At 37.9% G+C, this 14,570-nt stretch carries 14 protein-coding genes; all 14 read left to right on the top strand.

Going from position 1 to position 14,570, the window contains the following annotated elements; translation table 11 throughout:
• Positions 1–63 precede the first annotated feature (63 nt).
• The 14 genes from topA (at position 64) to fliJ (ending at position 14,567) form a co-directional block, all read left to right on the top strand.
• The gene (gene topA / locus ACP3VS_RS01410; RefSeq protein WP_031418983.1) at positions 64–2,142 is read left to right on the top strand and encodes a type I DNA topoisomerase; all 2,079 of its coding nucleotides are present in this window, start codon (positions 64–66) and stop codon (positions 2,140–2,142) included.
• A gap of 18 nt (positions 2,143–2,160) precedes the next feature.
• Positions 2,161–3,474, top strand: a complete 1,314-nt coding sequence (gene trmFO / locus ACP3VS_RS01405) for an FADH(2)-oxidizing methylenetetrahydrofolate--tRNA-(uracil(54)-C(5))-methyltransferase TrmFO (RefSeq protein WP_012293254.1) — start codon at positions 2,161–2,163, stop codon at positions 3,472–3,474.
• Positions 3,475–3,759: 285 nt separating this feature from the next.
• A complete protein-coding gene (gene xerC / locus ACP3VS_RS01400) occupies positions 3,760–4,659 on the top strand; it encodes a tyrosine recombinase XerC (protein WP_012293255.1) in 900 nt (299 codons plus the stop codon).
• A 21-nt stretch (positions 4,660–4,680) separates the two neighbouring features.
• Positions 4,681–5,226, top strand: coding sequence for an ATP-dependent protease subunit HslV (hslV, locus tag ACP3VS_RS01395; protein WP_008181271.1), 546 nt, complete (start codon positions 4,681–4,683; stop codon positions 5,224–5,226).
• Complete coding sequence (gene hslU, locus ACP3VS_RS01390; RefSeq protein ID WP_012293256.1) at positions 5,226–6,626, top strand: ATP-dependent protease ATPase subunit HslU; 1,401 nt, start codon at positions 5,226–5,228, stop codon at positions 6,624–6,626. Before hslV ends, hslU begins: the two co-directional genes overlap by 1 nt.
• Before the next feature lie 87 nt (positions 6,627–6,713).
• Positions 6,714–7,493, top strand: a complete 780-nt coding sequence (codY, locus tag ACP3VS_RS01385; RefSeq protein ID WP_012293257.1) for a GTP-sensing pleiotropic transcriptional regulator CodY — start codon at positions 6,714–6,716, stop codon at positions 7,491–7,493.
• 580 nt (positions 7,494–8,073) lie between these two features.
• Positions 8,074–8,466, top strand: coding sequence for a flagellar basal body rod protein FlgB (flgB, locus tag ACP3VS_RS01380; protein WP_012293258.1), 393 nt, complete (start codon positions 8,074–8,076; stop codon positions 8,464–8,466).
• 3 nt (positions 8,467–8,469) lie between these two features.
• Positions 8,470–8,931, top strand: a complete 462-nt coding sequence (flgC, locus tag ACP3VS_RS01375; RefSeq protein WP_012293259.1) for a flagellar basal body rod protein FlgC — start codon at positions 8,470–8,472, stop codon at positions 8,929–8,931.
• Between the two features lie 23 nt (positions 8,932–8,954).
• Complete coding sequence (gene fliE / locus ACP3VS_RS01370) at positions 8,955–9,260, top strand: flagellar hook-basal body complex protein FliE (protein WP_025113930.1); 306 nt, start codon at positions 8,955–8,957, stop codon at positions 9,258–9,260.
• 117 nt (positions 9,261–9,377) lie between these two features.
• Positions 9,378–10,973: a flagellar basal-body MS-ring/collar protein FliF gene (gene fliF / locus ACP3VS_RS01365; RefSeq protein ID WP_031418985.1), complete on the top strand. Its 1,596-nt coding sequence runs from the start codon at positions 9,378–9,380 to the stop codon at positions 10,971–10,973.
• A 15-nt stretch (positions 10,974–10,988) separates the two neighbouring features.
• Positions 10,989–12,002 (top strand): flagellar motor switch protein FliG, encoded by a 1,014-nt coding sequence (gene fliG, locus ACP3VS_RS01360; RefSeq protein ID WP_008180783.1) that lies wholly within the window; start codon positions 10,989–10,991, stop codon positions 12,000–12,002.
• Positions 11,995–12,786, top strand: coding sequence for a flagellar assembly protein FliH (gene fliH, locus ACP3VS_RS01355; RefSeq protein WP_036160963.1), 792 nt, complete (start codon positions 11,995–11,997; stop codon positions 12,784–12,786). The genes fliG and fliH overlap by 8 nt, the downstream gene beginning before the upstream one ends.
• Before the next feature lie 5 nt (positions 12,787–12,791).
• Positions 12,792–14,117 carry a flagellar protein export ATPase FliI gene (fliI, locus tag ACP3VS_RS01350; protein WP_012293262.1) on the top strand — a complete coding sequence of 442 codons (1,326 nt, stop codon included), beginning with the start codon at positions 12,792–12,794 and terminating at the stop codon, positions 14,115–14,117.
• Positions 14,118–14,567 carry a flagellar export protein FliJ gene (gene fliJ, locus ACP3VS_RS01345; RefSeq protein ID WP_012293263.1) on the top strand — a complete coding sequence of 150 codons (450 nt, stop codon included), beginning with the start codon at positions 14,118–14,120 and terminating at the stop codon, positions 14,565–14,567.
• Positions 14,568–14,570 lie beyond the last annotated feature (3 nt).

Genomic DNA, 14,570 nt, shown 5'->3' with positions numbered 1-14,570 from the left:
TATACATTTTGCAACAGGTAACTTAAAAATTTAGTAAAAGACCTCGCTAAGGGGGAGACATAGATGGCGGATTATTTAGTGATTGTAGAATCACCAGCAAAAGCAAAAACAATTGAACGTTATTTAGGCAAAAAATATAAGGTGAAAGCATCTGTTGGACATGTAAGGGATCTTCCACGTAGCCAAATGGGTGTGAGTGCAGAAAATAACTTTGAACCTAAATATATTACGATTCGTGGTAAAGGACCTGTTTTACAGGAATTAAAATCTGCGGCTAAAAAAGTAAAGAAAGTCTATCTAGCGGCCGATCCAGACCGCGAGGGAGAAGCAATTGCTTGGCACCTTGCGACTGCATTAAATATCGATATTAACTCGGATTGTCGAGTTGTATTTAACGAAATTACGAAAGATGCGATTCTTGAATCATTTAAGAATCCGCGTCCTATTAACATGGATTTAGTAGATGCACAGCAAACAAGACGAATATTAGATAGACTTGTTGGCTATAATATCAGCCCAATTCTTTGGAAAAAGGTGAAAAAGGGTTTATCAGCGGGTCGTGTACAATCTGTAGCGCTGCGTATGATTATTGATCGCGAAAATGAAATTAAAAACTTCCAACCAGAAGAGTATTGGACAATTGAGGGTACTTTTGAAAAAGGTAAAAAATCATTTGATGCACTTTACTATGGAAATGGCAAAGACAAAATTAAGCTAACGAATGAGGAACAAGTAAAGACAGTTTTAAAGGGTGTCAAAGGGACAGACTTTCATGTTGTGAATGTTTCTAAAAAAGAGCGTAAACGAAATGCTGCACCAGCCTTTACAACCTCTTCGTTACAACAAGAAGCAGCGCGAAAATTAAATTTCCGAGCAAAGAAAACGATGATGCTTGCACAGCAATTATATGAAGGTATTGATATTGGTAAAAAAGAGGGTACAGTCGGGTTAATCACTTATATGCGTACCGATTCCACACGTATTTCTGAAACGGCAAAAACGGAAGCGATTGCTTTCATCGAATCAAAGTATGGAAAAGAATATATTGCAACAGAAATAAAGCAGACGAAGAAAGCTTCAAATGCGCAGGACGCCCATGAGGCAATACGTCCAACAAGTACGATGAGAACACCAGAGGAATTAAAGGCAGTTCTTAGTCGTGACCAGTTGCGTTTATATCGCTTGATTTGGGAGCGCTTTATTGCAAGCCAAATGGCTCCGGCTATACTTGATACTGTGGCGGTAGATCTTCAAAATGGTGATGTTTTATTCCGTGCGAACGGCTCACAAGTTAAATTTGCAGGTTTTATGAAGCTATACATCGAAGGTACAGACGATCAAACGGAGGAAACGACAAAGCTTTTACCTGAGATGGAAATTGGTGATCAAGTAAAATCGCTTGAAATTGAACCTAAGCAGCATTTTACACAGCCACCACCACGCTATTCAGAGGCGCGACTTGTTAAAACGATGGAAGAATTAGGTATAGGTCGCCCGTCCACATATGCACCGACCCTCGATACAATTCAGCGCCGTGGCTATGTTGTGTTAGATGCAAAACGCTTTATGCCAACAGAGCTAGGTGAAATCGTACACCAACTCGTACTAGAATTTTTCCCTGATATCATAAATATCGAATTCACTGCACAAATGGAACAAGATTTAGATGATATTGAAGAAGGTAGTCGTCAATGGAAGAATATTGTGGAAGAGTTTTATAAAGACTTTGAAGTCCATGTTAAACATGCAGATGAAGCTATGGAAAAAGTAGTAATAAAAGATGAGCCAGCTGGAGAAGATTGTGAGCTTTGCGGATCACCAATGGTCTATAAGCTGGGTAGATATGGTAAGTTTATGGCTTGCTCGAATTTCCCAGACTGCAGAAATACAAAAGCTATTATGAAACCTATTGGTGTAAAATGTCCGTCATGTGAAACGGGCGAAATTGTAGAGCGTAAAAGTAAAACGAAGCGTTTATTCTACGGCTGTAATCAATATCCGGAGTGTGAATTTGTATCTTGGGACAAACCAATTAGTAGACCATGCCCGAAATGTAGTGCATTATTAGTAGAGAAAAAGATTAAAAAAGGTGTCCAAATTCAATGTACAAAATGTGACTATGAAGAAGCACCAACACAATGATAGGAAGATGGTAAAATCATGACTGAACAAGTAGTAAATGTAATAGGAGCGGGGCTAGCAGGTAGTGAAGCAGCTTGGCAAATAGCAAAACGAGGTGTGAAAGTAAGACTCTATGAAATGCGTCCAGTAAAGCAAACGCCTGCACACCATACAGATAAATTTGCAGAGCTTGTTTGTTCTAACTCACTACGCGCAAATGGATTAACAAATGCTGTAGGTGTTATTAAGGAAGAAATGCGTATTTTAGATTCTGTCATTTTAAAAGCAGCAGACCAATGTTCTGTGCCTGCTGGAGGAGCATTAGCCGTAGACCGTCATGAGTTTGCAGGTTATGTGACAGAGGCAGTGAAAAATCATCCACTTGTGGAAGTTATTCATGAAGAAGTGACAGAAATTCCTGAAGGTATAACAGTTATTGCTACAGGTCCTTTAACTTCGAAAGCTTTGGCTGAAAAAATTCAAGGTTTAACGGGTCTAGATTATTTATACTTTTATGATGCAGCTGCACCAATTATTGAAAAAGATAGTATAGATATGGATAAGGTTTATTTAAAATCTCGTTATGATAAGGGTGAAGCAGCATATTTAAACTGCCCGATGACGAAGGAAGAATTTGATCGTTTCCGTCAAGCATTAATTGAAGCAGAAGTAGTCCCATTAAAAGAATTTGAGAAAGAGATTTACTTTGAGGGCTGTATGCCAATCGAAGTTATGGCGTCTCGTGGAGAGAAAACCATGTTATTTGGACCAATGAAGCCAGTCGGTCTTGAAGATCCGAAAACAGGGAAACGTCCTTATGCCGTAGTACAACTACGCCAAGATGATGCTGCTGGTACTCTTTATAACATTGTTGGTTTCCAAACACATCTTAAATGGGGCCCTCAAAAAGAAGTATTACAATTAATCCCAGGATTAGAAAACGTGGAAATTGTACGTTACGGTGTTATGCACCGAAATACTTTTATTAATTCACCAAAAGTGTTAGAGAAAACATACCAACTTCGTGAACAAAAGAATATTTTCTTTGCAGGTCAAATGACGGGTGTCGAAGGATATGTGGAATCAGCTGGAAGTGGATTAATAGCTGGTATAAATGCAGCTCGTTTAGCATTGGGACAAGAACCGATTATTTTCCCATTCGAAACGGCGTTAGGAAGCATGGCGCGTTATATAACAGAAGCGCAATCGAAAAACTTCCAACCAATGAACGTTAACTTTGGAATTTTCCCTGAGTTACCACCAGGTAGACGTTCAAAGCCGGAGCGTGCAGAAATGCATGCAACACGCGCAATAAGCACAATTCATAATTTTGTGAATTCACAAACAATTTAATTGCCAAAAGCCTCTAAAAGTTGTTATACTCTTAGAGGCTTTTTCTTTTTGTAGACAAAATGCTTGCTTAGACATGTTTTATTATTTTGTATGGAGATTTTCTCAAAATATAACTAATTACACTTGCTATCTTACAAAGATAGGTATAGTGTCAATATGTATGTTTATTAATGATGGAATACGATACAAACTTGTAAGAGATGACAAAGAATTATTTATCCGTTATATTACAAGTGTCAGTCATTTGAGAAAATTATTAATAAATTATTGGTGGTGAATCTTTCTATGTTAGTTTCGTCCCAAGATGCACTCGAACAGTTCATGCTTTACATCCAAGTTGAAAAGAACTTCTCTGTTCATACAGTGCGAGAATATGAATCAGACCTGCTGGATTTTTTGGCCTTCTTACAAAGGGAAGGAATTAATGATTTAGCGAGTGTTGAATATATACATGCACGTCTTTATGTAACAAAGTTGTACGACGAAAAAAGAGCAAGGGCTTCTATTTCTAGAAAAATATCCTCAATACGCTCCTTCTTCCGCTTTCTAAATAGACAGTATGGATTTGATGATGGGGCATTTCGTTCTCTTTATCATCCTAAAAAAGAATCTCGTTTACCAAATTTCTTCTATGAAGAAGAATTGATGCAGTTATTTGATGCGAATACCGGGGATGATTTGAAATCGTTGAGAAATATGGCTATATTAGAGCTGTTATATGCGACAGGTATTCGTGTAAGTGAGCTGACTTCCATTCAAGTTAAGGATGTAGATTTTCATTATTCCATCATACGAGTTATGGGAAAAGGTCGAAAAGAACGAATTATCCCATTTGGTCAATTTGCAAGTTTAGCAATGCTGGACTACATAGAGCAGGCTCGTCCTAGATTGATGAAAAAGACTAATCATCAGCAATTGTTTGTCAATATGCGAGGTGGGGAACTTACTCCTCGAGGGGTACGTCATGTTTTAAACGAAATGATTGACAAGGCCTCGCTCCATACGAAAATTTACCCACACATGCTTCGCCATACTTTTGCCACACATTTATTAAACAATGGCGCGGATTTGCGAACGGTGCAGGAGTTATTGGGCCACTCGCATTTATCTTCTACACAAGTTTACACACATGTAACAAAAGAGCACCTACGTCAAACATATATGAATGCTCATCCAAGGGCATAATAGAGTTAAGGAGGAAAGCAGATGGGACAAATTCATGCGACTACGATATTTGCAGTTCATCATAACGGAGGCTGTGCCATGGCTGGTGATGGTCAAGTTACATTAGGAAATGCAGTTGTGATGAAAGGTACAGCGAAGAAGGTCAGACGTCTGTTTAATGGGCAGGTTCTGGCAGGATTTGCGGGCTCTGTTGCAGATGCATTTACACTATTTGAGATGTTCGAAGGCAAATTGAATGAATATAACGGTAATTTACAACGTGCTGCAGTAGAGGTTGCCAAACAATGGCGCGGAGATAAAATGCTACGTCAACTAGAAGCAATGCTATTGGTCATGGATAAAACAACACTACTACTTGTTTCTGGTACTGGTGAGGTCATTGAACCCGATGATGGAATTTTGGCCATTGGTTCAGGTGGAAATTATGCTTTATCAGCGGGTAGAGCATTGAAAAAATATGCAGGTGAAACGATGACTGCTCGTGAAATTGCTGAAGCAGCATTAGAAACTGCTGCTGAGATCTGTGTATTTACGAATCATAATATTATCGTGGAGGCGCTGAGCTAATGACGCAAAAAAATTTAACGCCAAGACAAATTACTGAGCATTTAGATCGTTATATTGTTGGACAAAATGAAGCTAAGCGAGCTGTAGCTATTGCGTTGCGCAACCGTTATCGTCGTTCGCTGTTAAATGAGGATATGAAGGCAGAGGTTATTCCAAAAAATATTTTGATGATTGGGCCAACTGGTGTCGGAAAAACGGAAATTGCCAGAAGAATTGCGAAGCTTACAAATGCTCCTTTTGTAAAAGTGGAAGCGACAAAATTTACTGAAGTAGGTTATGTAGGACGCGATGTTGAATCAATGGTACGTGACTTAGTAGAAGCTTCTCACCGTCTTGTAAAAGAAGAAATGATGGAATCAGTTAAGGAACAAGCCGAGCAATTAGCAAATGAAGCTATTGTGAAACTTTTAGTCCCATCATTGCGAAAGAAACAGAGCATGCAAAATCCATTCGAAATGTTATTTGGAGGGAAAGAACAAACTTCTACGGACGATACGTCGTCTGATGAGACGGAAGTACGCTCTAAACGTGCACAAATTGCTATTGATTTACGAAATGGCAAATTGGAAAATGAATGGGTTACGGTAGAGGTAACAGAACAAACTCCATCCATTTTTGATGCATTACAAGGCACGGGAATGGATATGTCTGCTAACAATGGAATGCAAGATATGCTATCTAGCTTAATGCCTAAAAAACAGAAAAAACGCCGTGTGCAGGTAAAGGATGCGCGTCGTATTTTAACAATAGAAGAAGCAAATAAGTTGATAGACGCAGATGAAGTGGCACAGGAGTCAATTGTTAGAGCGGAGCAAACTGGTATTATTTTTATTGATGAAATCGATAAAATAGCTAGTAAAGAAGGGAATTCTTCTGCAAATGTATCTCGTGAGGGTGTACAACGAGATATTTTACCAATAGTAGAAGGTTCAACTGTAACAACGAAGTACGGGGCTGTGAAAACTGATTACATGCTATTTATAGCTGCTGGTGCGTTCCATATGTCGAAGCCTTCAGATTTGATTCCGGAATTGCAAGGACGTTTCCCAATTCGTGTAGAGCTTGAAAAATTAACAAAACAAGATTTTGTCCGTATTTTACAAGAGCCTGACCAATCGCTCATTCTGCAGTATAAGGCATTGCTAGAAACAGAAGGTGTGGAAATCAATTTCACATCTGATGCCATTGAACGTATTGCGGAAATAGCAACAGAGGTTAATCAGGAAACAGATAATATCGGAGCCCGTCGTTTGCACACGATTTTAGAACGATTACTAGAAGAGCTGTCGTTTGAAGCAGCTGAAATTGCACCAGCGAGTATACCGATCAATGCAGCCTATGTAGATCAAAAACTCGCAGGTATCGTAAAAAACAAAGATTTGTCACAGTTTATATTGTAAGATAAAGCTGTTCAGTATCATTCAGTAGTAAAAACCTTTAGAATATTAAGTGAATACTCTTCGGATTATTTATAGGAGGAACATATAATGAATTTATTAGAAAAAACACGTAAAATTAACTCGATGCTTCAAGCTTCTGCTGGTAAGCCTGTAAACTTTAAAGAAATGGCTGACACACTAGGAGATATTATTGATAGTAATGTCTATATTTTAAGTCGTAAAGGTAAATTATTAGGGATTTCAATTCACCAACAAATTGAAAATGAGCGTATGAAAAAAATGTTCGAAGAGAGACAATTCCCAGAAGAATACACACATAGCTTGTTTACAATTTCAGAAACATCCTCTAATTTAGATATCCATAACGAACATACTGCTTTCCCTGTGGAAAACAAAGATCTTTTCCAAAACGCATTAACAACAATTGTACCAATTGTTGGTGGTGGGGAACGTTTAGGAACATTAATCCTTGCTCGTTTATCTTCTCAATTTGAAGATGATGATTTAATCCTAGCAGAATATGGTGCAACAGTAGTTGGTATGGAGATTTTACGTGAAAAATCTGAAGAAATTGAAGAGGAAGCTCGTAGCAAAGCGGTCGTACAAATGGCCATTAATTCACTTTCGTACAGTGAATTAGAAGCTATTGAGCATATTTTTGAAGAGCTTGATGGTAACGAAGGTTTACTTGTAGCTTCTAAAATTGCAGACCGAGTTGGCATTACACGCTCAGTGATCGTCAATGCATTACGTAAACTTGAATCAGCAGGTGTTATTGAGTCTCGCTCTCTAGGTATGAAAGGAACTTATATTAAAGTGTTAAATGACAAGTTCTTAAATGCATTAGCTGAAATTAAAATGAAATAATACTTCTTGAAGAAGATAATGAAGGCGTCTAGGTAAAACTAGGCGCCTTTTCTTGTGCACTACACTGAAAATTTATCCGTACATTAGCTTGTTATTTTTTGTATAAATACAAGTTTGGAGAATATTGATATTTTTTGTTTCTTTTATCCTAAAGTCGTTCATAAAATTGTCACTACAATTAGCATACAAAAATGAAATATGTGATACTTTAGAATAATGGTAAATAAACTGTTGGTTATTTATATTAGAATATTCAGGTATTTGTCGAACTAGTAAAATGGGACCTTAAATTAATTTCATTTTAAAAGGCGATAAAGCTCATAAAAAGGCAAATTTAATACTAAAATCGTAAACACTGTCGAAATAGTGTAAAATAACTAGATGTTAACCAACCTTTTGTAAAGCCTACAGCTACAAGGGATGCGGAAGTATTGTCCCGGTTGTGGCGATAAAAAAATAGGGCGTATATACTATTAAAAAGTGACAAAAGACAATAGACACTAGGTAGCATCTTAATTACAATTGTATTATTGAATATATTAACAAGTACATAGAATTTAATAAAATGAGGTGAACAGTTTTGAATTTATTTGGAGGAACTATTAGTAGCTTGGAAAATGGACTTTCCTATGCAACTTTGAATCATAAAACAATCGCAAACAATATTGCGAATGTCGATACACCTAATTATAAGGCGAAAAATGTTAGTTTTAAGGAAATGTTGGCGGAACAAAAGGGTATCGCTATTTCTGCCTATCGAACTGACAATAGACATTATGATTTCACAATTCGACAATCTACACCTGGTGTCAATAATATAGAAAACCTACGATACCGAAATAATGGCAACGCAGTAGATATGGATGCTGAACAAGCGAAATTAGCAGAGAATCAAATTTACTACAATGCTTTAATTGATCGTGTAAACGGGAAATTAAACACATTAAACACAGTTATTAAAGGAGGTAAGTAATAGATGTCTATTTTCCATGGGATGAATACCACTGCCTCAGCTTTAACTGCCCAACGATTACGTATGGATGTTATCTCTTCTAATATGGCTAACATGGATACAACTCGAGCTCGTCAAGTTAATGGAGAGTGGGAGCCATATCGACGAAAGTCAGTAACGTTTACAGCACAAGAAGGACAATTTTCAAAGTTTATGAATGTGGCACTTGGGAAAGACGCCAAAAGCGGTGTTGGTAATGGTGTGAAAGTAACTCGTATTTCAGAAGACCGAGAAACACCTTTCAAACTTGTTTATGATCCAACTCATCCAGATGCAAATGCAGATGGTTATGTCAATTTGCCGAATGTCGACCCATTAAAAGAAATGGTAGATTTAATGTCAGCTACTCGTTCCTACGAGGCAAACGTAACAGTATTTAACGCAAATAAATCTATGCTTACAAAGGCATTAGAGATTGGTAAATAAATAAGAAGAAAGGAAGATACATAATGACTATTTCGTCCGTTTCGCTAATGACACCTACTCAGGTTGTAAATGAAACAAATAAACTTAATACGACACCTTATGAAGCTCAACAAAGCTTCGCGAACTCGTTAAAAGAGGCAATAGCCAAAGTTAATGACCAGCAAATCACATCCGATAATTTTACTCAAAAGCTAATTAAAGGTGAAAATGTGGAATTGCATGAGGTAATGATTGCTTCACAAAAGGCGAGCATTACATTAAACGCAACAATTGAAGTTCGCAATAAGGTGATTGAAGCTTACCAAGAAATAATGCGAATGAGCGTTTAATCTGTTATTGAGGGGGAGACCCCTCTCAATATAGATTAATGACTACCTAAATGGTGGGCTCATAAATTTCGCAATTTATTGATGGCTAGGTTATTCACTATAACCGGAGGATTCATAATGAATGAACGATTGACGAAAATAAAAAACGACACCAGTCAATTTTGGAAAAGTCGAAGTAAAAAGCAAAAAATGGTTATGATTGGCTCCTTGGTAGGCGTCATTGCCCTTGCGGCAATTGTAACGTTTTTCGCTTCAAAAACTACATATGTTCCACTTTACAAAGATTTATCAACAAGAGAAATTGGACAAGTAAAAGAAGCACTGGATTCACAAGGTGTAACATATCAAATTGCGCCAGGCGGAACATCTATTTTAGTGCCTGAGGAGCAAGTTGACTCTTTATTAGTGCAATTAGCATCAGAAGGATATCCACAAACGGGTACGATTGATTACTCATTTGCAAACAGTTCAGGGTTTGGTATGACAGATAATGAATTTAATCTATTAAAAAAAGCTGCTACTGAAACTGAAATCGCTAAACTTTTTAGAAACCTTGAAGGTGTTAAAGATGCAAAGGTTATGATTACTGTTCCTGAAGAAGGAGTCTTCGTAACAGATGTGAAAGAGGATGCAACTGCATCTATCGTATTAAATACAGATCCAGGATATAAATTTACAGAGCAGCAAATTACAACTATGTATAATTTGGTGTCAAAAAGTATTCCCAATTTAAAAACTGAAAACATCGTAATCTCAAACCAATTCTCTGAGTACTTTGACTTAAATGCAGCCACAACAGATGGAGCATCAACAACAACTGCTGAAGGTCAATTGCAAATGAAAAAGTTGGTTGAACGTGATTTACAACGTCAAGTACAAAATATGCTTGGTACGTTGATGGGACAAGATAAAGTAATGGTTTCTGTCACTACGGATATTGACTTCAAGAAAGAAAATCGTGAAGAAAATCTTGTGACACCTGTTGATGAAGAAAACATGGAAGGTATCGCCATTAGTGCTCAAAGAATTACTGAGCAATATTCTGGAACAGGGGCGGGAGCAGCTACTGGAACACCTGAAGCTGAAACAACTACTGATAACTTTACTACTTATAATGAAGGTACATCGGGTAACGGTGATTATGAACGTACAGAAGAGACGATTAATAATGATGTGAACCGTATACGTAAAGATATCCAAGAAGCTCCTTATAAGGTGCAAGATATTGGGATTCAAGTAATTGTTGAACCACCAACAGCAACAGATGCAGCGTCATTACCAGATGGCGTCCGTGAAGATATTGAGAAAATTTTAAGTACGATTGTACGTACAACCATTTCAAAAGACGTGGCAGCTGAGCTTACTCAAGAGCAAATTGATGAGAAAGTAGCGGTATCTGTTCAGCCTCTATATGGTAAGGCCACACAAGTTGCTGATGAGAAACCAATAATTCCTTGGTGGGTTTGGGTTATTGGCGGTATCCTGTTAGCTGTTATTTTATTGTTAGCATTCTTCATTATCCGCTCTCGTAAACGTGCGCAGGAAGAAGAAGAGCTAAGTATCCTAGAAGAACAAGAAGATTTAATGATTGACGATATTAATGAAGAAATTGAAACGGAAGCTACAATGCGTCGTAAGCAGCTAGAAAAAATGGCAAAAGATAAGCCAGACGATTTTGCGAAGTTACTGCGTAGTTGGATTGCTGAAGACTAACTAGGAGGTTCGGCTGTGTCCAAGAAAGATAAGGAATTAACAGGAAAACAAAAGGCCGCTCTCTTGTTAATTTCATTAGGGCCTGAAGTTTCAGCTTCAGTCTATAAACATTTAACAGAGGAAGAAATTGAACGTTTAACATTAGAAATTTCAAGTGTTAAAAAAGTAGAATCAAACGTTAAGGAAGAGATTATAGAAGAATTCCACAATATTGCCCTAGCTCAAGACTATATCACGCAAGGTGGTATTGGTTATGCGAAAACAGTATTAGAAAAAGCACTTGGTGTTGAACAAGCTCAGACCATTATTAATCGTCTGACATCATCATTACAAGTGAGACCGTTTGATTTTGCACGGAGAGCTGATCCAGCACAAATATTTAACTTTATTCAAAATGAACATCCACAAACGATTGCCCTGATTCTTTCATATTTAGAAGCGGGGCAAGCGGGAGTGATTTTATCTTCGTTACCACAGGAAGTACAGGCTGACATTGCAAAACGTATCGCTGTTATGGAATCGACTTCACCAGAGGTCATTAGTGAAATAGAATCGGTGTTAGAGCGTAAATTATCATCTACAGTTACTCAGGACTACACTGAAACCGGTGGTATTGATGCAGTTGTTGAAGTTCTTAATGGTGTTGATAGACAAACTGAGAAAACAATCCTTGATGCGCTTGAAATCCAAGATCCAGAGCTTGCAGAAGAAATCAAAAAACGCATGTTTGTATTCGAAGATATCGTTACGCTCGACAATCGTTCCATTCAACGTGTTATTCGTGATTGTGAAAACGAAGACTTACTCCTTTCAATGAAAGTATCAAGCGAAGAGGTAAAAGATATTATTTTCCGCAATATGTCTCAACGTATGGCTGAAACATTTAAAGAAGAAATGGAAATTATGGGACCTGTACGTTTACGTGACGTAGAGGAGGCACAATCTCGAATTGTTGCTGTTATTCGTCGCCTAGAAGATGCTGGTGAGATTATTATTGCACGTGGTGGAGGAGATGACGTCATTGTCTAGAATCATCCGTTCAATTTACACTCAATCCGATAGCGATAATGTAAAAGAGATACAAATCCGGGATATGTTTGAAGTGCTTGATTTAGAAGACGGTGAAGATGGTTCATCCCAACATCAATTATCAATAGAAGAAATAATGGCTGAGCGAGATCGTTTACTTGCAGAAGCAAGAGCTTCCTTACAAGTCGAACGTGAAGCGTTTGAGCAAGAAAAGCAAATGCATTTTCAAGAGATTGAGCATTTGAAGCTAAGTTGGGAAGAAGAAAGACCGAATCGAGTTCAAGAAGCCTATGACGAAGGATTTGGCCAAGGCTATGAAGACGGTGTGAACAAATCTACTGAAGCAATGGCCGAGTCCCTTCAAACTGCGAATGAAGTGATTAATCAGGCAAAAGAAAATGCTAGAAAATATATTGATGATCAAGAAGCAGTGATTTTAGAGCTTGGCTTAACGACAGCTGAACGAATAATTGGCGCGTCATTAGAACGTGATCCAGATCTGTTTGTGTCAATTGTCCGTAGAGGGCTAAAAGAAGCAAGAGAAATGAAAGAAATTAAAATTTATGTGTCACCAGCCTATCACGCTTTAATTACTGCTAATCGCGATGAATTAGCTGAAATGTTCCCGGTTGATGTACCATTTATGATTTTTGTTAATGAAGATTTGAACAATGAAACGGATTGCTATATCGAAACAAATCATGGTCGTATAGTAGTGAGCGTCGATGAGCAATTGAACGAACTAAGATTAAAGCTTCATGAAATATTAGAAAGTAAGGAATGATCTAGATGAAGACGGCTCAATTAATCGAACATATTCCTCATATGCCAACATTTAAAAAATTTGGTAGAGTCACTAGAGTTGTCGGCTTGATGATTGAGTCGCAAGGTCCAGATAGTTCCATAGGTGATGTTTGTAAAATTCATGTGGAAACTGTAAACAATGGTCACCAAATCATTTTAGCTGAAGTTGTGGGCTTTAAAGATGAAATTGTTGTTTTAATGCCTTTCACTTCTTTAAGAGAAATATCTATTGGTTGTCTTGTTGAAGGGACGGGGGCTCCACTAGAAGTAAAAGTGGGCCCAGAGCTAATAGGGAAAGTGTTAGATTCTATGGGTAATCCTATTGATGGCACCTTGCTACCAAAAGGGCTAATGACGGTTCCGACAGAGCAAGATCCACCAAATCCACTGACACGTCCACCTATTAACGAAAGACTTGAAGTGGGCGTAAAGGCTATTGATGGTATGCTGACAGTTGGTAATGGGCAACGTGTCGGGATTTTCGCTGGTTCAGGGGTCGGAAAAAGTACACTTCTTGGAATGATTGCGAGGAATACACAAGCAGATTTGAATGTAATTGCTCTGATCGGAGAACGTGGACGTGAGGTCCGTGAATTTATTGAACGTGATTTAGGCCCCGAAGGTCTAAGTCGGTCCATAGTTGTGGCTGCTACTTCTGACCAACCGGCATTGATGAGGATAAAAGGGGCGTTTACTGCAACAGCAATCGCCGAGTATTTTAGAAATCGTGGTTTAAATGTCATGTTGATGATGGACTCTGTAACACGTGTTGCCATGGCTCAGCGTGAAATTGGCCTTGCCACAGGAGAGCCGCCGGCACAGAAGGGATATACCCCATCTGTATTTGCGATATTACCTAAATTACTAGAACGTACAGGTACTAATGAAAAGGGTTCTATCACTGCATTTTATACGGTCTTAGTAGATGGTGATGATATGAATGAACCAATCGCTGATACGGTGCGAGGGATATTAGATGGTCATATTGTGCTTGATCGAAATCTAGCAAATAAAGGGCAATACCCTGCTATAAACGTCTTAAAAAGTGTTAGTCGTTTGATGAATCATGTGGCAGCGCCAGAGCATAAAAAAGCTGCTGAACGATTAAGAGAACTCTATTATACATACGACAAATCTGAGGATTTGATCAATATTGGCGCTTATAAACGTGGGACGTCTAGAGAAATTGATGAAGCTATTCATTATGAACCGCTTATAACTACTTATCTCAAACAGGGTTATTTGGACAAAGTGACTTTGGAAGAAAGTGTGAATGAGCTACTATCCTTATCGAACGGTGGTGTAAACTAGATGGTCAGTTATGTATATCGTTTTGAAAAAGTACTAACAATTCGTGAGCAAGAAAAAAACGAAACTGAAATGGCCTATAAAGAATCTGTCCGTTCTTTTGAGGAAGTAGCTACTAAGTTATATGACTTGCTTAAAAAGAAGGAAGATTTAATTGCCTTCCAGCAGGATCGCTTAACTGTTGGTTCATCTATTGATGAAATTCATCACTATGCACGTTTTATTGATAGTCTTGAAAAGACAATTGCAGATGTACAGCAGAAAGTGATACAAGCTCGTGCAAAGATGAATTGGCACGAAGATAAATTATTAGAAAAAAACTTGGAAGTACGTAAATTTGAAAAAATGAAAGAAAAGGATTTTAAGCTTTTCCAACAAGAGCAGGATCGTATAGAAAGCCTTTTTTTAGATGAAATTTCATTGCTAACGTATAACAAGAGAGAAATCAGGTGATTT

Origin of the sequence: Lysinibacillus sp. VIII_CA, assembly GCF_049943995.1 — a bacterium.
Taxonomy (GTDB): Bacteria; Bacillota; Bacilli; order Bacillales_A; family Planococcaceae; genus Lysinibacillus; species Lysinibacillus pinottii.
Note: the sequence above shows the minus strand (reverse complement) of the source record. Positions and strands in the feature narration are given on the sequence as shown.

What these genes read in the sequence shown, in the direction of transcription:
- fliJ (WP_012293263.1), top strand. Translation starts at nt 14,118, where the DNA reads ATGGTCAGTTATGTATATCGTTTTGAAAAAGTACTAACAATTCGTGAG.
- topA (WP_031418983.1), top strand. Translation starts at nt 64, where the DNA reads ATGGCGGATTATTTAGTGATTGTAGAATCACCAGCAAAAGCAAAAACA.
- fliF (WP_031418985.1), top strand. Translation starts at nt 9,378, where the DNA reads ATGAATGAACGATTGACGAAAATAAAAAACGACACCAGTCAATTTTGG.
- flgC (WP_012293259.1), top strand. Translation starts at nt 8,470, where the DNA reads ATGTCTATTTTCCATGGGATGAATACCACTGCCTCAGCTTTAACTGCC.
- hslU (WP_012293256.1), top strand. Translation starts at nt 5,226, where the DNA reads ATGACGCAAAAAAATTTAACGCCAAGACAAATTACTGAGCATTTAGAT.
- xerC (WP_012293255.1), top strand. Translation starts at nt 3,760, where the DNA reads ATGTTAGTTTCGTCCCAAGATGCACTCGAACAGTTCATGCTTTACATC.
- hslV (WP_008181271.1), top strand. Translation starts at nt 4,681, where the DNA reads ATGGGACAAATTCATGCGACTACGATATTTGCAGTTCATCATAACGGA.
- fliI (WP_012293262.1), top strand. Translation starts at nt 12,792, where the DNA reads ATGAAGACGGCTCAATTAATCGAACATATTCCTCATATGCCAACATTT.
- fliE (WP_025113930.1), top strand. Translation starts at nt 8,955, where the DNA reads ATGACTATTTCGTCCGTTTCGCTAATGACACCTACTCAGGTTGTAAAT.
- trmFO (WP_012293254.1), top strand. Translation starts at nt 2,161, where the DNA reads ATGACTGAACAAGTAGTAAATGTAATAGGAGCGGGGCTAGCAGGTAGT.
- codY (WP_012293257.1), top strand. Translation starts at nt 6,714, where the DNA reads ATGAATTTATTAGAAAAAACACGTAAAATTAACTCGATGCTTCAAGCT.